The sequence below is a fragment of the Delftia sp. K82 genome, assembly GCF_002193035.1.
Lineage (GTDB): Bacteria > Pseudomonadota > Gammaproteobacteria > Burkholderiales > Burkholderiaceae_C > Comamonas > Comamonas acidovorans.
In genome coordinates, this window is sequence record NZ_MYFL01000014.1 from 40,900 (window position 1) to 62,757 (window position 21,858).

Genomic DNA, 21,858 nt, shown 5'->3' on the forward strand with positions numbered 1-21,858 from the left:
GCTTGCCGGGGAGTGCGCCACCATGAAAAACGGAAATGCGTTCAACGACTAGGGGTGCGGGTCTCTGGCGATGCCTTTACCTATGCCAGCGGTACGGAAGAGACCATTCCGAACGCCAATGATGCCATAGCAATAGCTCAGAATCGAAGGCTGGACGCGGCACCTCACACCATCGAACGCGCGCCCTCTACCTGCGGCTGGTAGGCATCGGACTCGACAAAGCCCTCTCCGCACAGCCCTCCGCGTCTTCAGGTTTGTGAGACCTGTGGATCTCGTTGGCCAAATACATCGTGTCCTGGTGCATGCCGGACAGGCCCACCCCGAGGCGACGGGCCAGCGCCAGCTGGAGCGTGGGGTCTAAAGGCGCGAGCCGCTGTCGCCCAGGAAGTACCTCACAGATCCTTGGTCAAGCTTCCTCTCCACAAGGAAGCGGACGCCTGTGCTTCAGCTCCCGGTCACTGCGCCCCGTTCCCGGCGAACGCTTGTACGTGGGGCGCGCAGAGGCCCCGTGCGGAGTAGTACGCTTCGTCCATATCGGCCGCATTGAGGCCAACGTCATAGGCTTCGATGCCGCTGGCGCTGAACACGATGGAACCCCCGCTTTGCTCTTGGTTGAACTCGCGGCCCCGATAGAACTGTGCCGCAATGGTTGGGCGCCCTTCCCTCTCGAAAATCGCATAGGCGCCGCCGTCGGCCAGCACATCCGCCTGCATCGCGGGCTCTTCCGGATCACCGGCCAGGAAGATCTGCTTTGCGTCGTCCCAAGCGTAGAGGCGAAAGCACCCCGCAGTTCGCATGTTGTCCGGTGCCGCAGCATTCCACCAGGCGCACAACGCCTTGACGCCGGGGTGCGATTCGTACTCACCGAACTTCGGCTCATCCGAGCGCGCCATCTTCGCAAGGGCTAGAGCCCGCTCCAGGGCGGCGCCGTCGCCCACGATGGTCTGCCGTCCCTTGGCATCGTCCAGTCCGGGACGTGTGGCACGCTTGGCCATCGAAACCCGCGAGCCGTGGAAATCGGCCACGCTCGAAAGCACCAGTGACCCATTGCCGGCGTAGTGCTGCAGGCCGGGGTTGTTCCAGATACCCCACAGCCACTCGTCGCGGCGGTAGACGATCACGAACTTCTGACCTTGAGGGGACTGCGGCGCCCGTGTGCAGGCCTCATCCAGTGACGCGGCAGCGATGTTCGATTCCTTGTACCAGCGCAGGAACGGCGCGTAAGGCTCCAGCTCCACCAGCTGCTGCAGCGCGGCTTGCGCTTGCCCTGGTTCAGGGTAGGTGTCGGCCAAAGTGGCGTGAGAGCCGAACGTGCCGACTTCGCGCATCACCACACCTTCCACAGAGCGGTCAGGCTTCTCGATCAAGACCAACGTGGGCATGTTGTCGCTGGGGCTCACCGCCGCTATCGACCACAGCGCATCCCATGAGTTGGGGCGGTGCTCAAGGCGGATGGACTTGGCGTGAAACGGGGACTGGTTCAACAGCCCTCTAATGAAGGCGTCTGCATCACTCCCAGCGCCAGCACGCTCCCACGCTGCAGGCAAGTAGTGGTACAGCACGGTGGCGTCCCCGGGCACACTCCGGGGGCAATCTCCGTCGCGCACGACAGCAACGTAGCGAAAGCGGGGAGCCGCGTATCCATGCTCATTCGCAGGGAACGTGCTGGCGATGATCAGATCACGGAGTGCAAGGCATTGAGCGTCGTTCATGGGCTTCTCACTGGTTAAATGGACCAGTCCAAGAGTAAGGTGACGCCCTGAAAAATCTCCGGGGAAAAGCACAGCTTTCAGGAGCTTCTCACAGAAAGTCGCGGCGAGCGCGTGCGAAGCCGAACCGAAGCGGGGCTGAGGCGTTATTGGTGGGGCGCTGGCTGCGGGCGCGGCGCCGCTGCGAGGACCGCGGACTGCTCGATGAACAGCTTGCCCGCGTCGTCTGCTTGGTCGAAATGACGCAGCAACCTGGCATGCCGCTCGGACACCCGGTAGACCACTCCTGGGGCCTTCGGGGGTGCAGGGCGCAGGCGCGGCGGACGAATCAGGGGCCACGTCAACCCGGCCGCACGCCACTTGTCCATGTCCAGTGTTCTCCATCGGCGCGCTACCGCGACATCCTCGATTTCCAGCAGCTGCTGGATCAGGTGACTGCCATTGCCAAAAGGCTCGTCGGTTGTGTTCTGGTGAGCGAGCTCGACCACCTCAGGATCAAGATCGACGCGGAGATGCTGCTGAGCAAACTGCAGCGCCACGGCGACGGGCATCTTGTCTGGAAAGGCCTTCGATGGTCCGGTGAAGAAAGCAGCAAGGGCTCTTCGCGCAGTGTGCCGGCCACCCAAAGCGGTCAAAAGCTCGACTGACGGGAACTCGACTTCCAGCACTCCGGACTCCGCGTATCGGACCACACCAAGCGGACCGGATGGGAAGAGCCGCCGTTGCTTCTTAAGACCCAAGCCACGGGTCCCCTTCAGCCGCACCGAAGTATTGGCTTCTGGGCCATGCATGGAGATATCCGAAAAGCACCTTGAAGCCAGTCGCTGTTTCGTGAATGGCACGCCGCCGTAGTCGCGAGCGCGCTTCAAGCATCTGTCCACCAGTGCGTCTTCCAAGTTCGCCATCGTCTTTCCATCGTGTAGAAGCTATCCTGGGCGCCAGTCTGTGGGTTGGAAATGGCAAACGCAAGAGGCTGTTGCACCCTCAGAAACTGAGTTTCACCATGGGAAAGTCGCGTTGTGTGCTCGCTACGAAACCCCATCTGCGTCGGCGTTTTGAACCACCAGAACACCCCAGCCTCGGCCCCACATCAGCGGCAAGATGTTCTTCGAACCAGAGAGCAGTCGCGCGGAGCTGATTGCAGTGGGAAGGCCATGTCAGCCGAGCCGTACACTCGGCGCGGCGTCAAAGATTGAACGCCCCTTGCGCCGCTTCTCAGGGTCGAACCACACAGGCCCTGCGTTGGCATCAACGTTGAGAACGCCCTTGCTTGTCGCTAGCCAAAGCACAGAATCGACAATCGCGATGCGATCTCCAGCGGCTTCGGCCAAGGGACGGCACAGCGCCATACAAACGGGAAAGCGATACTTCACCGCGCGCCTGGGGTTGTCCGGGATGCCGGCCAGGCGACATACCCAACGATCAGGTTTCAGCAAATCAGCGCCAAGGTTCTTCGCCAGTTGGAACTGCGTGTCATCGCCGATGAAGGGGATAGACCCGCACCAGTCCACCAAGGCCTCTGCGCTTCCCACCGCGACGGCCCTCTTCATCTCCTCGAAATCCTGCTGCCGCTCACGCCATGCGCGCTCGATGGCAGCTGCTTTGGCCCGGTAGCCAAAGGCCTCCACTACCGGGCGCCCGTCGTTGATCGCATCCCACACCTTGCGCTCTATGGTGCGCGCCGCCTGAGCAGAGCGGCCAGCGCACAGGATGACCCAGATGACTTCGCTGGCCAGCTTTTCGGGAGTCGCTGGCGCTGTCAGTGTTGCAGCAGACCAGTCCAGCAAGCGAGGTGCGTCTGGATCATTGGCGAGAAGCCATGCGCGAACCTCAGCGTACATCGCAGCGGAGACGCGCGAAGCAGGCTCAGGCACCGAAGGAAACACGCGCCGCCTCCCGGGCAGCGGGCTTTGATGAACATCCATATGGTCCCCAACAGCAGAGTGAACCAGAGGATATGACCATGCTCCATTTAAATTGCCCCGAAAAGCACCCTGGGAGAGTGCTTCTCAGGGAAATTCACCGCCGCCTCAAGCGGCCGGATACTGCGCACTGAAAACGGCATCCTCCACGAGTCGCATCTTCACTGCCTCTCGTATCCCCAGGCCTGCGGGACTCGTGTAGAAAGCGTCCTCCACATCCACGTCAAACGGCAGCAATGGGAGGGATGCTGTGGCGACCGCCCCGCCTTTGCCCTTTGCCGCCTGCGCCTCATTGATCTGGCCCTCAAGCAGCAGTTCCCCATACCGACGAATGGCAACGCGCATGTCAGGAGAGTGCCTCGCCGTGCCGACAAAGACGAATCGGATTTCCTGCAGGTGCGGGAGGTGCTCCGAGATCCCGGGCAACTGAAGCGCCCACACGCCAAAAGGTGAGACTTCCACGATGTCGGTCCGGGCATCCATGAAGTTGCGCTCCTCTTGGACGAGATCCATGTTCAGAGCTGTGCGCGCGGTGCTCACGGCGCTGCGCTTGGGGACCTTCAAGGAGAACATGTGCCCAGCCTCCGATTTGAACCAGGAGACGCCCATGCTGGTCAGCATTGCAGGCGTCTCGACCACCTTATCGCTCAGGTAGCTGCTTTCAAAGACGAGCTGAATTCCGAGAGAGGTCGAACGCTCGTCCCATCGGCTACGCTGAGCGCCAGCGACATGACCTGGCATCAGGGAGACATAGGCCTTATCCCCTTTCAGCTGATCGAACACCTCCTTGTGGCTGGCCGCACTGATACGGAACTCGCATACAGACGCGAGCCTGCTATCGACGGGAATCAGCCGGCGATCGCCAAGCATTCGGTCGTACTCTTTCTCGATGTGTTCGCCCCGTGTGCTTGAAAGGTCCACGAATCGGGGAGCAATCCACTCGTACTCGAACGCGGAATTTGCCTCGGCAAGTGCCACGAGATGGCGCTTGCCGAACTCCAGGTCTGCCCACAGGGCGGCCTCGTACACGTCGCCGATCTGCGTGAGAAGCGCGCTCCCATCAGACCTCTCGAAATCATCACGCTGGCGCTGGGCAGTCGCAATCGCTGCCCGGGTGGTGGCCAGCTCCACGATCAGTTGCGTGTTCTCGATGAGCAGGCTGTTCCGCGTCTCAGTCATGGAGAAGAACTTGTCCATGAGCGCGCGTAGCCGTTCTGCCTCGGCCATACCCTTGTAGGGCTCGATCATCCGGTTGAAGTCCTCCCTGGACATGCTGATGCGCACCTGGTCCGATGGAGGTTCCAACTCGTCCCCACCAAGGAACTCCTTCAGCTTCTCAGCCGCCGTCGCGACACCCTTGGCATCGTTCGCATAGCCCTCCAGGCGCGTCTTGAACTTGTTCGACGAGTCGATGATGTCGCCATAGTCCTTCTTCGTCTGCGCGTCCTTGCTCAGCCACTGAAAGGCCTCGGCGCCACCGGCCACGATGGAGGCTGCAGTCGCCCCGCCTGACGCAACCGTGACCACCACCATGGAAACGGCGATAACGGTGTTCAGGAAGCTCGCACATGGATTCTTCCTGGCCACAGCGTCCTTGAAATCCCCATCCGCCTTCTGAACCTGCTGCCACACCTCCCAGTAAGTGGTTGCAATGGCATCCAATTGCTTTGAAACGTCTTGCAGCCTCGCATTAACCTCACCGAGGCGCGCCTTGCCGAGGGTGGCCACCTCCATTGCATTGCTGATCACTCTTTGTGCGGCAAGGCGCACGGTCTCCACCTGAACGTGCTCATCGCGCAGCTCGGCGACGTAGAACCGAGCACGGGCACGGCTTTCCAGCATGCCGCGCAGATTGTTTATGTGAAACTCGATCGGGCGGAGCGAGCAATAGACGCCCTGGATACCTACAGGCGGCATACCGGCAGAAATCCGCGCCAGCGTTGCAGAGAGCCGCAGCCGGATCTCCTGCATCTGGCCGTCGCCAGCCGAGTTGGAGATGGCAAACAGCCAGGCCGCGATGGCTGCGGCCTCCTCCTCGTTGCCGCGCAGATGTTGAAGGTCGGCGTCAATGCCCAGCAGCTGGACACCTCGTAGTGGGATCGCAAGCCCGTGGCGAAAGACATCCCCCGACACGGCTGAGCCGCTTTGCCCAGCACTCCCCTCTGGCGCCGTGTCGGCTATGGGGGAAGCGGGTCTGCCGCGCGGACCGTCCGGATGCTTCCCGTCAGGAAAGCACCTGTCCCTGCCTCCGAATTGCAGCGGAACAGTGATCTTTGGGCCCCGATCCTGGGGAAAGCACTTCCAACGCGTGCCGCCCACCCCACCTTCACCGGGTGCGCCTGGGCTCCCGTGCATAGCAGGAGGGGTCGCCGCACCGCCCGCGAACGAAAAACTCAGCTGTTCGGATCCGCTGTCCACAAAGGTCCGGATGAGCCCGCCGTTTCCAGCTGTGCCAGGACGACCAGCATGGCCAGGCGGCCCTGCATCACCGCCAGGCCCACCGGGCTTGCCCTCGGCATTGTCCGGATAGCCCCTCTTCCCATTCGCTCCGTTCGCTCCAGGTTGCGCCAATCCCCCCCGCCCGCCTACCGCGATGAGCGCCAAAGGCCCATCCAGATCCTTGAAGAGAACTTCAATACTGCCCGCATGCCCACCGCTGCCTCCGTCCTTGCCATCCTGTGGCGGAGCTGCGGCATCAATCGGCGTAGGAGGTCGAACCTGCGGCGCATCCACGCCGTCGATGCCCGACACGTTGACGGTGGCCTGCGACCCGCCAAAGGCCTTTCGCGCAATGAGCGTGACGGTTGCGCCCGGAGCAATGATTGGTGAATCCAATCGCAATGAGTCCGCGTGCACGATAACCCGCTTACGTCCGCCGATGCGTGGATTGATTTCCGACGCCCGTATGTCAGTGGCGCAAATTTCAAGAGTATTGTCGTCGTCGTATATGACTCGATCTTCCGCGATCCGAATGGACATGCTGACTCCTCCTGGTGGTTGAGGAGGTCATATTGATCACGGTTACAGAAGTTTGCAATAACGCTTTTACCGGAGCTGCTGGCAAGCGCGCTTCTGCAAGCTGGTCATCGGAAGGCCCAATGAGGTACTGGCGCTGGGCTATCGATAAGAACGGCACTCAACGAAACAGAACCCATGCGCTACGAGCCGCAGCGCGAATCGGGGCGAAAGCTATATCCAGCCAAATCAGCAAATCATATTTGATGGAGCACAGGGTCGCCCCCACCATCGAGCAGTACGAACGCACCGCATTCATCACACCGGGATGATCTCGCCCCACTCCCAAAACTCAATGCTGGGTAGCCCCTTGGCATTCCCATTCACATCGCAAAAGAAGTCGATGCCCGCGCCCTCCTCGTTAACCAGCATCACCTGCCCTGTTCTCCACCGCGAGACAGGTACTCCCCCTGAACAGTAAGGTAGTCGCCTAGCTTCACGTCCTTGGCCCATTCGGGCATGGTGCAGATCATTTTGACTTCCCTCCTCAAGCTGTACCCATGCAGGCAGCGACTTCGGCCTGTTGGGCGCGTGTCGCACGCCGCCACCCTTGCGCTGTTCCCACCAAGACTTCCCCGGTCTCCATGTCAACGGCAGCCCACTTCTGCGGGCAACGGGTGTCCAGTGAAAGCGGGGGAACCGGACCCTGCAACTCGCGCACTTCCCGCCCGCTTCGCAAGATCCTCTTCGTGGCCACCTTGACCCAGTGGAGGTGAGCGTGGCGCTGGATGGCGCCCGACCTGGCCATCTCGACCATGAGCGACTGAGCAATCTGGTCGGCACGGTCGCGCGACCGGGGAGTCGTGTGCGGGTAGATGGCCTGAGCCAGCTGCTGACGCCGGAAAGGCCCGTCCAGGGCATCCATAAAGGCGGAGGCTGCTCGCCGATGGTTGGGGCGGATAGTGGAACTGGTCATACGGTATTGTCCGCGCCTGCAGCGGCGATCTCTTCCCTGGTGAGACAGACGCTTCGCTCCGTGCCCTTCACCATGATGCTCAGTGTGCCTTTGCGCGGGCCTGTCTTTGCCACCCTGAACTCCGCTCCCTTGACGCACATCACGCGCCAATCCTCGGGCCGCTTGCCCAGCCAACCCGCCTCGAAAAGCCGGAAGTTTTCGGGCACCGGCGCCAGCTTCTCCAGCGCCAGCTGGCCGTATTGTGTGTCCGCGAAAACATCCACTGTCATATCCGAGCTCATCCGCGCCTCCGGTTCCGCAAAGTTGAAATCCAAGCAAGCAGCAAGAACGCTGCAAGTGAGCTACTCCACCGTATAAGAAGGTCTACCGTCGTCAGTTGGCAGCCCTCAGAGCAGTCCCACAGGAGCCATACCATCGCCCAGGCCGCTGGCAGGCTGAGGAACAGGATTGCCTTCGTCATAGGTTTAGTACAACTCTCAACAAATAAACGATCAATTAATTGCCAATTTTAATTGTATCTTAATTGCTTGAAATCTCCCAGTATTGTTCAATTGTTGGTGTGGACCTCTGTTTGCTGGTCAGGTAAACGACCTCTGTTACCCGCCCGCTTGAGGGGGCCGAGCATGCGCTAGAATCCCTGCATCTTTCGCACAGGATTTGCCTGTCTTAGTTCTCCAAGCTGAGGAGCAGAAACCAGCAATTTTCACGTTCGGCGTTGCCGGATGTTCTACAAACCCGCGCGGGACAGCTTCCCGCATGGGGGGTGGTTCCGGGCTTTTTTCTGGGGCCACTATGAAAAGTGTGAACAGCAGCCGCTATGCGCTGCTACTGACCTCCTTACCGCTTGCGGCCAGAGGTCTCAAGAGCTACCGGCACCCCTCCGTCTTCGGATGGGTGATGATCGGAGCCAAAGATGATGCTGACGCTCTTCGGGAAGCCGCAAGGAGTGTCGATAGCCCTTCCATGATGCTGCTGCAGAAATGGAACGGATCCGCTTATCAAAACTGCGCTCAGCAGGCGGCGTCATAGCCCTGCTCGGTTCGCGCTACCTGAGAACTTTGGTGCTGCTTCTGCGCAAAGAGGCAGTCAGTTCCCTTCATCACTGCCTCTGGGCAGCATCGGACTAAGGCAACCCGCTTCAACGCAAGTGGACCGATGCGGCAGCTGCCCGCGCCTTCGGCAATGCAGCTACTACCGCCCAAGCCTCCCGGCTTGGGTATCTCAATCCCACCGGGGACCGCATCCCCAGCGTGGGCGATGTGTACCCGGTTTTTCACAAAGAAGGAAGACCATGGACACCAACATCACTCTGCAAACCACCCACCAGGTGCTCTACGTTCCCGCCAGCGCCAGCGAACAGCATCCGCGCTTGGTGGATGACTTGATCATGCTGGAGGATGGCCGCGTGATTGGTCGCTACACCAGGATGACCAAAGGAGAACTCAGTTCGCGCATGAAGACTGAGCTGCTGGTTACCGAGAGGGACACCTTCAGCAGAATGCAGGACGACAGTTACGTGACAGATCCCAGGCTCATCACCGAAGAACGCTTTCATGAAGCCTTCGAGTGCTTGCCCCCGCTACGGTGGGAAACGCACCTGGGCGTCGAGAGCTTCCGCTTCATGGAGCATTCCTGCGGCGACATAACCACCATCTTCGCGCGCACAGGCGACCAGTTTTGGGAGTTTGAGGACCGGTTCAACATGAGCCGCGACGCTTTGGCGCAGAAGGTGCTCGCCGCTGCCAACGCGGCCTCGGCCCAGCACATCCCTGGATGAGAACTAACACAAAGGAACTCGCCATGGAAGCCGAATCGCTCGTGTGCGTCAGCACAGTTCACCCGGACATCGTGAAGCCCGTCCGCAGCTTGGTTTGCTGCTGCTGTGGAGGGAGCATCACTGGCCGGCAGTTCCACAATCAGGATACAGGCCATGGCCTGGGCGACTGCTGCGTGGAATTCGTCAAGCCCAGGACCGAAGACATGGAACGGACCTACGGCATTGAGGGGGTGCACTACCTCCTCGATCCTTTGGTTCTCGTTCGTGAGTCAGATGGCCGGGAGTGGTCGAAATGGAGGATCAGCCTACGCCTGACAGATCGCTGCGGATTGCTCAATGCACCGGACCCTGAAAAGCGTCCTGCATTTCCCAGACTCCAGAGCGATCCCGCTCTTCTCCGGAGCCTGCAGGCGCAAATGCCCTGGAACGTCTCATCCATCGTTCGCAAGGACGGTGTTTGGGGCATCCTGTTCGAGGTTCCGTTCGCCACAGTCGAAAGCGAGAGAGGCAAGGTTGACCCACAGGATCCCTGGTACTTGAGCCTCCCTTTGCAGGAGGAGAAGTCCAGCCAGATCCTGAGAGCCTTTCCAAAGCTCGCCATCGCCTACCCAGGCGTGCTGTTCGCGGTGCCTGATCGCGAACACGTCGAGCTGGGACGCACAACGGTCTGGGCATTCGTGCCTCGTGGCCTGCTTGATGCGCTGCAGCGCTTTGACCTGATCGGCGCGCTGCACCAGCTCTAAGCCTTGTCCCTGGCCCCACCGGGCCAGGAGACACGGCCGAGCCTTCAGCGCGCAATCAGCCCAGCTCCACAGCTGGTCGGCGCCGGGGCAAGGCCTGGAGAACTGGGTGAATGTCAGCCTCTTCGCCAGTGGCGCTGGCGCTGAACAACCACTACATCTTCTGGGAGGCCCCAGAAGCACTTCCCTCCTGACCGCAAGGGCAGGAGGGCTTTCCAAAGCATCAACGCCCGCACAGGCCTGGTGCTTTGGAAAGCATTCAACTCCTCGGTGTAACGCCTTGGGCTGATACGGCAGCTGGCCGTGCTTTGGCAACCAGCAAATCCGCACCTTCGGGTGCTTTCCTAAAACCCACCGGGGATGCGAAGTCCTCAGGGGTTTCGCTCTTCGGTCCTCTTCACAGGAGTTCTTGATGAGTGTTCTTTCTTTTCCCCAGCGCGGCCCTTGGGGTGATGCCAAGTGGCGCGGCAATTGCTCTGGGTACGTCTACAAAACGATTTTTGAGCAGCTGCGCCCAGCAGTCTTCGTAGATCCCATGTGCGGCTCTGGAACCTCCATCGAGGTTGCAAGGGAACTGAGCATCGAGGCCTACGGCCTCGATCTACACAGCGGGCACAACGTACTTCGGGACAGCATCCTGGACGCCGTTGGCAAGCATGCTGATCTCTGCCTCTCACACCCACCCTATGGGGACATGGTGATCTACTCCGGTGAGGTGTGGGGCTCCCCGCATCCTGACGATCTTTCCCGCTGCACCAGCGAAGAAGACTTCCACGAGAAGCTGCACATGGCGCTACTGAACCAGCGCGATGCGACGAAGCCTGGCGGCTACTACGGGACGATCGTCGGCGACAAGCGGAAGAACGGGGCCTATGTTTCCTACCAAGCGGAAGCCATCGCGCGAATGCCTTCGCAGGAGTTGGCGGCCGTGCTGATCAAGCAGCAGCACAACGTCATGTCGGACACGCGCGCCTATCGCGGCATGAGGCTGCCCAGATTGACACACGAGTACATCCTTCTTTGGCGCCGCCCTGAAGTGATCACCTCGTTCCTGTCCGACCTGGCAAGCATGGCCAAGCAGCAAGCGGCTCGGCTTACTTCCACCTGGAAGGCACTGGTGCGAACGGTACTGGTGAGCCTCGGCGGCAAAGCAACCCTGTCCGAAATCTATGCGGTCGTGGCCAAGAACGCTCCTGAGCGTCTCTCAGCCAATCCGCATTGGCAAGCAAAAGTACGTCAGACGCTGAACCAAAACCAGACCTGCTTTGCACCGTTGGCGCGAGGCGTCTGGTCCTTGGCGAGCTGATCGAACTTTAGGTGGATTGCGTCGTTGGCCAACGGCCCCGCATCCACTGAACCTGTTCCTTCCAATCGCAACCCAGCCCCCTCCCGTCCTCGGACGGGTGGGGATAACCCATGACGGGCGCATCAGCCCTCAGGGTAGGCGCCCGTCTTTTTGACCACAGGAGAAAAGAGAATGGAAAGCACCGTTTACCAGGCTACCGCCGCAGACCGCGCATTCGAGAACTACTACTTCGGCAACGGAGTTGAGGTTGCCGATGTCTCTGGCTGGGAATACACCACCCCTGGCTACGAGCGAACCCGCAAGGTCTATGTCGAAACCGAGATGGAGGATGACGGGCCCGCCCCGCGCTGCACCCTCAATTTCACAGTGCGCTTCGACCCTGCGACAGGGGCCCTCGTGGAAGCTTCGGCCACCGACAGCAAAGGGCAGACCTGGGGCACGCTGGCAGCAGTGGTCATCCTGCAGCTGAAGGAGCTCGCCGCCCAGATCGATCCAGGTACACGGACGCCTATTGTGCCCGTCCACCTCGATGGAGACAGGCTCAACCGCTTCGTCGTCGCCCAAGGGGACGCCTCTGATCTCAAGGAAGTTACGATGACGACCCCTGACCCGAAGTCCACGAAGGCCCTGCAGCTCCGCACGCAAGCGCTGGCCCTGCTGCAGGAAGCTCAGCAGCTTGACGGACTCAAGCCGTACACAGTCACACATTCGCACTGCGCCGGCAACTCGACCTACATCATCTGGGCGGCGTCCATGCCCAGTGAGGAGCAGGCAAAATCGGTGCTCGACTCCGAATTTGAACCTTGGCGAGACGAGCACCTCACCGTCGAAGGCCATCATTTCTTGGACGATGTGGCGGGCACGTCAGTGACTTCTCGACTCCCCGACATCCTGGAGAGTTTCTCCGCTCTTGCCAGTTCAGAAGAGGCCTGCGCCTCATGATCTAGGCCCCAACCAAAGCCCCACGCCTGCTCTCTTGAGCAAGCGTGGGGCTTTTTCCTTTTCAGCTTCTCACTCTTGCCTGGCGGAACGGCACCCCGTAGAATCCGTCCCGCCACCTCCGGACGCAATCGGGGGGCCGATTAGGCAAGGCCTTGTTTTTTGCAACATCTTCATCTTCCCTTTCGATCTCTGGATCACCGGGTTGTTGTATGCGTCCACGGCTTTCGCCCGGGAAAACTGGAGTACGAAATGAATTTTCACTTTCGCGATGACGAGGCTTTCGCCGGTCGCGTCCAAATCTCGCGCCTCGCGCGCAGCATCAAAAAGCAACTCCGTCCCGATGCCTCACATGATGAGTGTCTGGACCTTGCGTCGCGCCTACTGGGCTGTGATAGCTACTACGATTTGCGCAAGCGAGCCACCGATCCCGACATACGCGGCTGGGACCGCAAAGACGCTGTAGAACTCTTGGAGTCCGAGGCCATCAAGCGCGGCTCTCGTTTTCCGGGCAAGCTCCCTTCACGCTTTGACTTGCGCTGGCAGCGCCAGGCCTTCCAGCTCTTCGAAGAGGCCTTGGGCAATGTCCGACGTGGCGCTCTGGAGGCTGTGGCTCTGGTCGGGCCTTCCGGCAGCGGTAAAACGCTGCTGGCTGCGCACGTTGTTGACCAGAAGGGCGGGTACATCGTGGACGTGGGTCAAGCGTCGCTCATGGACATGCAGCGCTTGCGGTTCAAGGAAAGCGACAGAGTGCTCGTGTTCGACCAATCCTCTGAACCTGCCCCCGAGTTCTGGGAAGGCCGCGGATTTGATGACGCATTTCGCGCGCCTTCGCAGCTCTCCACGCTGAGCGCTCTTGCTAAGGCACGGCGGGTGCGTCACACCGTGCTTCCGCTCGACTCCTATCGGGATGTCGGCATGATGGGGGCGGGGTCGACAACTTTGCGCGACCGCTTGGCGAAGCATCCGGGCCTCGTCTTGGTAGTCACCTTCGCAACCGAAGACGAGGCCGTGAACGCGATCCGCAGCACCGCACGGATTGTCAGCGGAAATCCTGAACTCACCTATGAGCGCAACTGGCAACGCGTGCATGTGGTTTCGCTGGAGGAAATGCGCCGTACGACCATCGACCTGGCGCAGGCGCCGTCTACTGCGTCGCTGGGCGACTGATACTTCCCTACCCGCGTCGCACAAACGCCCCGAGGTCAAGGCCCCGGGGCTTTTTTTGGCTGCGCCACGGACTCTTTCCAACCTTGCCCGCGCTGCCAACAAGCGAAGGCATTCCGCGACCTGGCATGTAGTCTCGTCGCCCTCCCCAGCGCAAGCTCCGACTCCGGCGCCAGGCTCACTGGGTTGGCTGCTCGTGCTCCAGACGCTGACGATCCGCCTCAGCGGCCATTCCGTCCCTGACGGCCGACTCCACAATCTCCCAAGCCTCTTCCCTGGTGCGCAGGCGACCAAACACGCGCCTCACTTTGACTTGGCGAGGTTTGCCACCCACCGTGACCATCCAGCTGCCCACGACGTACTGGGCGTTGTTCCTTCGAGGGTCGGTGATTTCTTGGATGCTCAGAAGACTCCCACGCTGCTGCTTGGTGTAGCGGTCACGCACTCGCATGTAGGGGTCAAGCCCCTGCTTGGCATAGGCCTCGTCGCGATGAAACTGGGCCTCAATCAACGCGGCCTCGGGCCCTCCGTAGTCACCGAAGCCGAAGAAGGTAATGCCTGACCCGCAGATCCCTGGCAACTGCACGCGCCATGCCCCCCAGGAAGGGTGGAAATCGATGTGCTTGAAGCTCGGATGAGGCGGCTGACGGCCTGAGGCCTCCAGCTTGCGTCGGAGGCCTTCTAGGACGTTGGGGTCGTAGCGGCCGTTCATGATCCGCTTCGGACCATGGCCATGATGGCGCTTTGCAGTCAACGTTCGTCCTTCCGACGAGGTTTCTGGGCCGTCGTCAGCTGAAGCCCCGCGCAACCGTTATCGAAGGCCACACCCTGTCTTGAATTGCCACGCTTCCGTGGAATCATTCGCTGTGCTCCTCCGTAGTCCCGTCGGTCACATGGACATTATTCTCCCCGCCTTCATTTTCAACAACAACATCAAAGGTGCGTGCTACTGGATCGAACGTCAGACGCATGTGTGAGTCCCATGGCAAATTCAACTTGGCTACATCTGGAAGACAAAGCCGAGCATAAGCGGTTCTCCCATATGCGTAAATTTTCAGAACAATCCCCTCCACTACCACGTGCGCATAATGGCCCTCTAACGATAATGAACCTGGGATATTCATATGGAATTTCCTCGTGCCATTCCACTCCTTCTGTCCACTTAAGGCGACACAAAAGCTAAATTCCCTTGATAGATCCAAGTCCTCCCAAGACTGTACCTCCTCAATCCTATCAGTATGAATATTTCTCTGCCGCACCCTGCGCCTGACAAATAGATTTCTCTTCTGAGCGAGCCATTTTTTCTTCATTCCCGGACTAATCTCATCCGCAATTTTCGATTCGACGTTACTAACCAGCGAATTGATAGTCGAATTCTTAGTCGATGGCTTTGGGGACTTCAATGCTTTCAGCTCGTTGCCACAAGCTCCTTGTGACAATTCATTAATACTCCCGGCCTCCACTAAACCGCCACTTCTTTCAGACCTCCTCCGAAGCCCTAGCTTCCTAGTAAGAGCATTTTGCAAAGCCCTTACTGCAACTATTCGCCCACGGATGCTATAGACACCCTTTACTAAACTCTTGAAGATTACAGAATATATAATGGTCCCGCGACTTATCCCCGCATCACCGATCTCGGAATACAAGACAACCCCACCATTATTTTCCATGAGACCTACTAATTTAATTTCCTCTTCCGTGAGGCAGCTATCAATCTTGATAGTCTGAGCACTGTAAAAGTCCCCTTTTTCGTTGCGCTTCAGCCAATCCCTGCTAGCGAGCCACAGCTCCAGTACGTGAATAGGGACAGGAAAACCAGGTCGATACCCATCATATTGTTTATTGTATTTCTCATAATTGACAGTAATTCCATCCATCAATTCGCTTACGGAAATCCCTTCTGGATTAAGCGCCAACATCTTGCGCAAAGCATAATTAACCTTACGCTTTGAGTCGTGATTTATACATATCCAGCCATCTTTAACGTCAAGCTCCATGAACCCCGGAAGAGCTTGAAGAGCAGAGCATAACTGGTCACGAGTAACCTCTACGTGTGCTTCATCAGCCAAATAGCCTGCTACGCGCGCATAAGAAGTGCAGCCGACCTCAACGCACTCGTCTATCAGGAACTTGGCGGCGGCTGCCACCCAAGGTGGCGCGCCGCTATCCTTCAAGACCGCAATACGGTCATCTTTATTTTCGCGTCCGGCTATAGTTACATATTCAATTTGAGAATTAGAGGATGCTATGGACAATCCGATTGCATCACTCAGTTCCATCGCGCCGAGCAGTGAGTAATTCGGGCCAAGAAGGGGTCGCAATTTATTTTGCGCCTCAATAATAGACAATGGAGCCAGTTTTTTAGCTTTGTCTAGAATATTGCTAAGTCGAGGAGTTGCTACGCGGCGACTATGTAATTCATACAAGATGGTGTCAAAGGCCTTCCGCCCCTCCAACTGAGGATCAAGTATTCTCTTTGTTTTATCTGCCGGATAACGGTAGAGCCCGTCCTGTGTAACTTGCACAAACCAGTCTATCCATTTTTTGGCCTTGTTCTCATCCTCAGGGCCTTTACGAATATACTTTAAGGCTGCTTGAGCAATAGCTAAAACTTCTTGCTCGACAGTCATTGCATCCGCCTTAAGCAATTCATTAAGTTGCGCGACAGCGATACTAGGCAGTCGAGACTCGTGGAGATACGTCTTCACCCAATCATCAAGAGCGGCAAATACAAAACCCGGGAAACGTATATCTTGTCCGTCAAGGGATTGAACCCACTGCTGTTGCAGTACAGACTTGACACTGGATCTCCAAGCCTGGCTGACGTTTTGCAACTCGTAATCGCCTTCTTTATCCGAATCATTTGTCCAATAAAGCGCCTCAAACTTCGCCAGGATTTCAAGCGTCTTAACAATGCTGATCTTCAACGTCGAACGCACCTGAAAAGCGCTCAAAGTAGGAAATTCGTCCTCAGATGATAGACGATTGACGAATCCCTCCATTTTTGCAAATTCAGAAGGTCCTAAGACCTTCTGCCAACCTGGAGTGAGCCGTACGCGAGTTGGCACGCAACATATACCGCTGCCATACCCCTTTGATCCAACCCATGCTTGTGTCTTTACCAGACTTTCGCGAATTGCGTTCGCAACCAGTTGTGATGGGAGAGATCCGTTCCAGGCTAACAATGACTCACGTTTGAAATCACCAGCGGAGCATTTGATGACCGGGCTGAAACACTGAATTGCAAAGGATGGCACCACACCAGCATGCCGCCCCTCTTGGGTATCGGGAGCCGGAAGAGGTATTTTTGACTGCATTGATTTACTCATAACTTAGCAAGGACCAGCTTTCAGCAGCATTCGGGCTAAAAATCCGACCACGCTCCCCAATGGATTCTCTGTCCGAATCACTCAGAAGAAACCCTCTCTAGGAATCTGCTATTGTTCAATTTTTAGTAACGATTTAACCAAAATAATTGCAATTTGTCAAATAATTCAACTCAATTTCTGAACCATTGTTGCAATTACTACGTATCGGATTGCCCGAAGGATCTGGGCCTCGGACCCTTGCTGCATTCCCGACGGCGCGCGTGAAGCCGGATGCACATGTCTTCCCTGCAAGAATTCTTCAATCAATGCATCTGCATGGCTCTCAAGTCTTCCGACCATCTCTTCCAGGATGCGCTTAGCCGCAGGAACTCCGATACCGATGGCCTCTCCCGCCGCCAACATCTTGTCCTTTGAGACCTCGTCAAAAACAGAAGCTCCCGGGATGGGTGGGTGCAATGGCTCCCTAGGCCAGATAGCCTGAGAATCCGCATAGAGCGGCGTTACGTACACGGAAGTGGAAAGAAGGTCATAGAAAGGCGCCAGCGCTATGCCATCGCCCGTGACTAGGAAGCTCAAGTTCTTCAGATGGGCATCTGAGTTTCCAACGAGAGTGTTGAAAACCAGCCAGCGATATAGCAGCAATTTGGTGCTGGCCTTGCTGCGGCACATATCGCTCAGCTCCCGCAAGGTCTCCACATTCGCATCGTTGTACTTGTTGCCCGAGGACAGCGAAAGCAGCTGGCACGCATCGAGGACGTGTTTACGCTGCCACTCCACTTCGTGCTCTGTCCGGAAGCGGTCGAAGCGATCAATGATGTAGACGGGCTCCGGCGCGTAGATCATGTGCACCTCTGGTACCGGGAGCCTCAGGCGTGCCGCCAGCTTCATCGTGAAGGTTTCGTTTACCACTGAATGGGGATAAGCCTCGGCCTGGGAATCGGGCTTCAGGATGTGTGACGAAGCGCTGCCAGGTAGTGGTTCGGCCAGATCCCCCGTCTCCTTGTCGAAGAACACGACCATCTTGTGCTGCGCCCCCGCCAGAGACATTCGCTTGGGCGCCTCGCTGCTCAGGGACGCACGCGGCAGGCGCTGGATGCGCTCAGACAGCTGGTCGAGGGCGAGTGGCTTGCTGCCCAGAGCCAAGGGTTGAGCTCCCGCCACTCTAAGCACTAGTGAACCAGCTGACTCCTGCCCAAGGGCGGCTAAAAGGCCAAAGGCATCTGCCTTGGGCACGTTCATCTCCTTGGAGAGAAGCGCGCGCATCCCTTCCTCCGGCAGCAGGTTGTCGAAAAACCACTGCACCGGCCGCGTCGTTGAGCCGTCCAGGTGCTGCTGTTGAAACCTCCCGATAGCTGGCGAGAGGTCAAAGGACCTAGGATTCTCCAGCCACTCCCTCCGGTAATCGAACCCCCAGATGTCCGAGACTTCTTTTAGGTCGCCGATTACTTGGTCATTGAGCACCACTTCCAATTGCCGCTGGTTCATCCGTCAGCCCTTCGTGAATTTGGGGATCGGAATCAATTTCTGGTGAACGTTCTTGTTGACAACCGGCGTCATAGGCGCAATGGAACGAGTCGATGCGGCGTTCGGGATCTTGTGGACGACGTCTAAATTCAGAAACACCTCCTCAGGGATATCCAGGTAGATCTTTATCCCCAGCTCATCCAGCACCCTCAAGATCCGCCCGATTTGCGCGGTGGGCTTCCCGCGCTCTACATCGCGGAGGAACACGTGGCCCACCCCCGCCGCGCTCGCTGCGTCGTCTTGTCGCAGGCCGAGGGCCTTCCTGACGGCAAGGACTGCCTCGCCGAGTTCCGCCGTTGTGTGAATAGGATATTGCATAGCCAATCGATGAGTTCGCATCGATTTTAGCAGCCCAGCGCGCTAACCGGCAGGAAATCGAACCGATCACATCGTTTTGGCCAACCCGTAGCCTAACCAGCCATACAAACGAACAGATCGAATCGTTTATGAGCTACGGAGCGGTCTTTTCCTTCGGAATCGATGAGCTCGGTTAGATTGAGCGCCTAGGGTCCTAGGGGATAAGCAGCACGCACCCCTTGCGTGCAGCCGTGCCGCCTCAAGGGATGTGCCACCAGTAGGCGGCCAAGGCACAAACGTTGATCACCACGGCGCACCAGAACCATCCCTGGTAGGAGATCTTGCTGGTCTTGTGGCGCAGGAGCTGCTGGGCGATGACGCCGCCAGGCCAACCTCCAGCAACATCCAAAAGCAATAAGCTGCGCTCCCCCAGACGCCGACGCCGCCCCACAGCGGATCCCTTATCGATCGTATAGGCCACGAAAGACAGGATGCTGGCGCAGGCATAGGCCTTGATCAAAACACCAGGTAGAGCACCCGATCTCCAGCCCACCCACAGCGCCACCGCCAGCGCTGCAGCTGCCAGGTAGGAGAACAGTTTTAGGGTGATCGATGCGAATGGATTCATGTCTTGGTTTGCCATGTTCGGTTGGGGGTACCGCGCCGTGGAACGTCTGCGGCATCAAAGGAAAAAGGGGGCGCAAGTGGGATGGGGCCGCGTCACCGCGACCAAAGGGCCAACGAAGCCCGACGTGCGGCGGTGCGGCACGGCGCGCCCACGGCCACACGCGCAAAGGGTCGATGAAAAAAATACAACCGAAGAATTCGATTTCAGAATGGCTGTCAAGCGCCCCCTAGACTACGCCAGCGCCAGCAACCAGCCTCGATATCGAGACACCTCGCGAAGAGAAGGAACGGGCAGGCAGGGCTGGCGGAAGCAGCAGATTCGCGCGTACGGCGCCGAAGGCGTGGCTCCTACCCAGCTCCTCCAACACCGTGCCGATTGCCTGTATATCGTCAAGCCGCTCCAGCCCGCCTGCCCTGGCTCCCGCATGCGTGAAGTAGTTGGACCAGGGGCCGCGCCAGGCCCTCAGGGTACTCACCAACGGCTGGAAGTGCGTTGCGCACAGACCGCCAAGCCCGCCTACAGCAGCGGCCAGCGCATCTGCAGCGTCCGAGCCATCGCGTATCCCAGCGTCCTTGTCGTAGATGCGGCGCACGCCTTCGGCCGCTTCCAGTGCATCGGACAGTGCCGGGAAACTCGCGCGCCACATCTCCAAAGCTGAAAGATGCTCCCCCGACAAATCGCGCAGTCGCTGCTCCAGGATCAGCCCGTCATCGAGCAGATGCTTGTCGCGCACTTGTCGAGTCACATCGCGGCGCACGGTACGGCGCACGCCCCGTACCGCTCTATCAACCATGCCCAGCACATGGGGCTTGTCCAGAAATGGTACGGCGTCAGGCAGTACCAGCTCCACGGCTGCCAGGGCAGGGCCAGACGGGCCCAGAGAGACGAAGCCTACTTTGTGCCGATCATAGATATCGGCAAGGTAGGCAGATAGCGCTGCAGCTTCGTCCTTGTCCACGAGACCGACCAGCGTCCCAAGCTCTGCATTTACGGCCGCCACACGACAAGCCTGGTGCACTTGCACGTTCACAAGGGCTAGGACCGTGGGGGGCAGAATCCGCATCGCGCTCTCAATTTCGCGAATGCAGTCCCCGAAGACCTGCCGCACAGTGGCCTCCGCAATTTGCAGATCTCGCGCGATGGCCACGAACGTGCGAACGCGCCCTTGCTCTCCAATCCAGCGGCGAAGCCGCTTGGTCATATTGTGGTGTTCGCTCGTGTCGGGCAGGGGCTGCTGGAACAACTTGCCGCAGACCCCCTTGTTCTTGCATCGCAGTCGGCGGGCCGTGGCCACGATCTCGACGCGCTTTCCTCTTCGCGGCATGTCCAGAAGGGTCACGCTGCGCTGTCCCCAGGCGCCAACTTCGCGGGAGCGACAAAAGGGGCAGTCGTGGGTACCAGCCAGCACCTCTGCGTGGAGTCGAATCACAGTGTCGGACTCTTCGCAAAACGACACCTTGTACATCGGAGAAATGCCAGGAACATCGGAGCAGGGACGGAAACTCACATCGAGATCCTGTCATTCATCGAACGTACGCCCGCGCACAAAGCGAGGCCTCGCAACTGGGTGGCCAGCGCACCCAGCGCCAGCACGAAGGGGGCGCTCTTGTCGTCGCACATGGGTTTGCATTCGGGCATTCCAATCCGCACTTCAGTGCTTCAAGGCAGTGAGGTCGATGACTGGGCCTGCGAACTGCGCACCATCCGCCCGCGAGACCATTGCAGCCTTCGCATCTGCTAGGCTTTTCAGCACAAGCTGCCGGAATGCCATGGCGTTGGGCTGACTGGCTTTGAAGCGCGCGATCAATTCCTCGCGCGAGAAACCCATCATGCGTCCCGTGAGACTGGATGCCATCATGTCGGCCATGAGGCCATAGATGTCTGCACCCTCTAGAGCGGCCTCCCTTGCCACCTTGACGAGCCTAGACAGCTTGGCTGGGTCGATGTGGTACTCAGTACGACCGACACCTGTGGCCACGAAGACGTGCGTGAGGAAAGGTGCATAGGAGCCTACGTTCTCCGGCGTCATGCCGCTGGCAATGGCCAGCACCCCGGACCTACCCATTGAACGGATCTTCTCGATGTCTGGGGCTTGCCCCGTGGCGGCCCCGCTGGTGGTAGGAACAAAACCCGCCAGGCGTGCCTGATGAGCAGCCTCGACCGGATCTGGCTCTGGCTCCTGGTACTTGAACGCCACGCCGGCAAACAACGTCATCTGCGGATGCACCCGGGCAAAGTCTTGCAGCTGCTGACCCATCTCATCCAAGCCGCGCGAGGTCACCCCCATCGCATCGGCCCACACCCAGCTCAACCCCAACTCCTGAGCGCGCTTGGCGGCATCTATCGCAGACATAGAAAGCAGATTCACCCCGACCGGGAAAAGGCGAGAAGCACGCTGGGCGGCGCCAGCAACTTCCAAAAGCTCTTCGTCCTTGCCGGCGTGGGAGATGAGCATGACACCATCGGCATCACATTCGATCGCTAGCTTCGCTTCCGCCAGGGTCGTTTCAAGGTCACGGTGATGTATCACGGGAATGATCAAGGGCTTGAGCATGGTTGTCTTCTGGCGTCAGCGGCTGGTGGCTGGCG

Annotated in this window: 18 protein-coding genes; 5 read left to right on the forward strand and 13 right to left on the reverse strand. The window is 58.8% G+C overall.

Features of this window, described 5'->3' with window-relative positions:
* Positions 1 to 455 precede the first annotated feature (455 nt).
* The 5 genes from KDK82_RS31395 to KDK82_RS31420 all read right to left on the reverse strand — a co-directional run bounded on the left by KDK82_RS31395 (position 456) and on the right by KDK82_RS31420 (position 7,831).
* Entirely contained in the window at positions 456 to 1,712 is a 1,257-nt protein-coding gene (locus KDK82_RS31395) for a hypothetical protein (RefSeq protein ID WP_088167187.1), read from the reverse strand.
* Positions 1,713 to 1,855: 143 nt separating this feature from the next.
* Positions 1,856 to 2,614: a hypothetical protein gene (locus tag KDK82_RS31400; RefSeq protein WP_088167188.1), complete on the reverse strand. Its 759-nt coding sequence runs from the start codon at positions 2,612 to 2,614 to the stop codon at positions 1,856 to 1,858.
* A 252-nt stretch (positions 2,615 to 2,866) separates the two neighbouring features.
* Positions 2,867 to 3,634 carry a hypothetical protein gene (locus KDK82_RS31405; RefSeq protein WP_218827111.1) on the reverse strand — a complete coding sequence of 256 codons (768 nt, stop codon included), beginning with the start codon at positions 3,632 to 3,634 and terminating at the stop codon, positions 2,867 to 2,869.
* Between the two features lie 105 nt (positions 3,635 to 3,739).
* Positions 3,740 to 6,610 (reverse strand): hypothetical protein, encoded by a 2,871-nt coding sequence (locus tag KDK82_RS31410; protein ID WP_143343603.1) that lies wholly within the window; start codon positions 6,608 to 6,610, stop codon positions 3,740 to 3,742.
* 948 nt (positions 6,611 to 7,558) lie between these two features.
* Positions 7,559 to 7,831 carry a hypothetical protein gene (locus KDK82_RS31420; RefSeq protein WP_256974597.1) on the reverse strand — a complete coding sequence of 91 codons (273 nt, stop codon included), beginning with the start codon at positions 7,829 to 7,831 and terminating at the stop codon, positions 7,559 to 7,561.
* Between the two features lie 1,022 nt (positions 7,832 to 8,853).
* On the opposite strand from KDK82_RS31420, the gene KDK82_RS31425 reads away from it, so the two are divergent.
* The 5 genes from KDK82_RS31425 (at position 8,854) to KDK82_RS31445 (ending at position 13,494) form a co-directional block, all read left to right on the forward strand.
* On the forward strand, positions 8,854 to 9,339 hold the full coding sequence (locus KDK82_RS31425; RefSeq protein WP_088167192.1) for a hypothetical protein: 486 nt from the start codon (positions 8,854 to 8,856) through the stop codon (positions 9,337 to 9,339).
* A 23-nt stretch (positions 9,340 to 9,362) separates the two neighbouring features.
* Positions 9,363 to 10,082 carry a hypothetical protein gene (locus KDK82_RS31430; protein WP_088167209.1) on the forward strand — a complete coding sequence of 240 codons (720 nt, stop codon included), beginning with the start codon at positions 9,363 to 9,365 and terminating at the stop codon, positions 10,080 to 10,082.
* A gap of 409 nt (positions 10,083 to 10,491) precedes the next feature.
* Positions 10,492 to 11,385, forward strand: a complete 894-nt coding sequence (locus KDK82_RS31435; protein ID WP_088167193.1) for a hypothetical protein — start codon at positions 10,492 to 10,494, stop codon at positions 11,383 to 11,385.
* 171 nt (positions 11,386 to 11,556) lie between these two features.
* A complete protein-coding gene (locus tag KDK82_RS31440) occupies positions 11,557 to 12,327 on the forward strand; it encodes a hypothetical protein (protein WP_088167194.1) in 771 nt (256 codons plus the stop codon).
* A 249-nt stretch (positions 12,328 to 12,576) separates the two neighbouring features.
* Complete coding sequence (locus KDK82_RS31445) at positions 12,577 to 13,494, forward strand: hypothetical protein (RefSeq protein ID WP_088167195.1); 918 nt, start codon at positions 12,577 to 12,579, stop codon at positions 13,492 to 13,494.
* A gap of 175 nt (positions 13,495 to 13,669) precedes the next feature.
* On the opposite strand, the gene KDK82_RS31450 is transcribed toward KDK82_RS31445, so the two are convergent.
* From KDK82_RS31450 to KDK82_RS31475, 8 genes are all read right to left on the reverse strand, one after another.
* Positions 13,670 to 14,203, reverse strand: coding sequence for a hypothetical protein (locus tag KDK82_RS31450; protein WP_088167196.1), 534 nt, complete (start codon positions 14,201 to 14,203; stop codon positions 13,670 to 13,672).
* Between the two features lie 145 nt (positions 14,204 to 14,348).
* Positions 14,349 to 16,808, reverse strand: a complete 2,460-nt coding sequence (locus tag KDK82_RS32560; protein WP_143343604.1) for a hypothetical protein — start codon at positions 16,806 to 16,808, stop codon at positions 14,349 to 14,351.
* 177 nt (positions 16,809 to 16,985) lie between these two features.
* The gene (locus tag KDK82_RS31455) at positions 16,986 to 18,305 is read right to left on the reverse strand and encodes a HipA domain-containing protein (RefSeq protein WP_088167197.1); all 1,320 of its coding nucleotides are present in this window, start codon (positions 18,303 to 18,305) and stop codon (positions 16,986 to 16,988) included.
* Between the two features lie 3 nt (positions 18,306 to 18,308).
* Positions 18,309 to 18,662 (reverse strand): helix-turn-helix domain-containing protein, encoded by a 354-nt coding sequence (locus KDK82_RS31460; RefSeq protein WP_088167198.1) that lies wholly within the window; start codon positions 18,660 to 18,662, stop codon positions 18,309 to 18,311.
* 238 nt (positions 18,663 to 18,900) lie between these two features.
* Positions 18,901 to 19,269 carry a DUF1294 domain-containing protein gene (locus tag KDK82_RS31465; protein WP_088167210.1) on the reverse strand — a complete coding sequence of 123 codons (369 nt, stop codon included), beginning with the start codon at positions 19,267 to 19,269 and terminating at the stop codon, positions 18,901 to 18,903.
* 226 nt (positions 19,270 to 19,495) lie between these two features.
* Entirely contained in the window at positions 19,496 to 20,608 is a 1,113-nt protein-coding gene (locus tag KDK82_RS31470; protein WP_179218030.1) for a transposase, read from the reverse strand.
* Positions 20,609 to 20,772: 164 nt separating this feature from the next.
* Positions 20,773 to 20,907, reverse strand: a complete 135-nt coding sequence (locus tag KDK82_RS33350) for a hypothetical protein (RefSeq protein ID WP_256974598.1) — start codon at positions 20,905 to 20,907, stop codon at positions 20,773 to 20,775.
* Between the two features lie 13 nt (positions 20,908 to 20,920).
* Positions 20,921 to 21,823 (reverse strand): hypothetical protein, encoded by a 903-nt coding sequence (locus KDK82_RS31475; protein WP_088167200.1) that lies wholly within the window; start codon positions 21,821 to 21,823, stop codon positions 20,921 to 20,923.
* Positions 21,824 to 21,858 lie beyond the last annotated feature (35 nt).

Coding starts and splice junctions, on each gene's coding strand:
- KDK82_RS31395 (WP_088167187.1), bottom strand. CDS start 1,712: ATGAACGACGCTCAATGCCTTGCACTCCGTGATCTGATCATCGCCAGC.
- KDK82_RS31400 (WP_088167188.1), bottom strand. CDS start 2,614: ATGGCGAACTTGGAAGACGCACTGGTGGACAGATGCTTGAAGCGCGCT.
- KDK82_RS31405 (WP_218827111.1), bottom strand. CDS start 3,634: ATGGATGTTCATCAAAGCCCGCTGCCCGGGAGGCGGCGCGTGTTTCCT.
- KDK82_RS31410 (WP_143343603.1), bottom strand. CDS start 6,610: ATGTCCATTCGGATCGCGGAAGATCGAGTCATATACGACGACGACAAT.
- KDK82_RS31420 (WP_256974597.1), bottom strand. CDS start 7,831: ATGACAGTGGATGTTTTCGCGGACACACAATACGGCCAGCTGGCGCTG.
- KDK82_RS31425 (WP_088167192.1), top strand. CDS start 8,854: ATGGACACCAACATCACTCTGCAAACCACCCACCAGGTGCTCTACGTT.
- KDK82_RS31430 (WP_088167209.1), top strand. CDS start 9,363: ATGGAAGCCGAATCGCTCGTGTGCGTCAGCACAGTTCACCCGGACATC.
- KDK82_RS31435 (WP_088167193.1), top strand. CDS start 10,492: ATGAGTGTTCTTTCTTTTCCCCAGCGCGGCCCTTGGGGTGATGCCAAG.
- KDK82_RS31440 (WP_088167194.1), top strand. CDS start 11,557: ATGGAAAGCACCGTTTACCAGGCTACCGCCGCAGACCGCGCATTCGAG.
- KDK82_RS31445 (WP_088167195.1), top strand. CDS start 12,577: ATGAATTTTCACTTTCGCGATGACGAGGCTTTCGCCGGTCGCGTCCAA.
- KDK82_RS31450 (WP_088167196.1), bottom strand. CDS start 14,203: ATGAACGGCCGCTACGACCCCAACGTCCTAGAAGGCCTCCGACGCAAG.
- KDK82_RS32560 (WP_143343604.1), bottom strand. CDS start 16,808: ATGCAGTCAAAAATACCTCTTCCGGCTCCCGATACCCAAGAGGGGCGG.
- KDK82_RS31455 (WP_088167197.1), bottom strand. CDS start 18,305: ATGAACCAGCGGCAATTGGAAGTGGTGCTCAATGACCAAGTAATCGGC.
- KDK82_RS31460 (WP_088167198.1), bottom strand. CDS start 18,662: ATGCAATATCCTATTCACACAACGGCGGAACTCGGCGAGGCAGTCCTT.
- KDK82_RS31465 (WP_088167210.1), bottom strand. CDS start 19,269: ATGAATCCATTCGCATCGATCACCCTAAAACTGTTCTCCTACCTGGCA.
- KDK82_RS33350 (WP_256974598.1), bottom strand. CDS start 20,907: ATGCCCGAATGCAAACCCATGTGCGACGACAAGAGCGCCCCCTTCGTG.
- KDK82_RS31475 (WP_088167200.1), bottom strand. CDS start 21,823: ATGCTCAAGCCCTTGATCATTCCCGTGATACATCACCGTGACCTTGAA.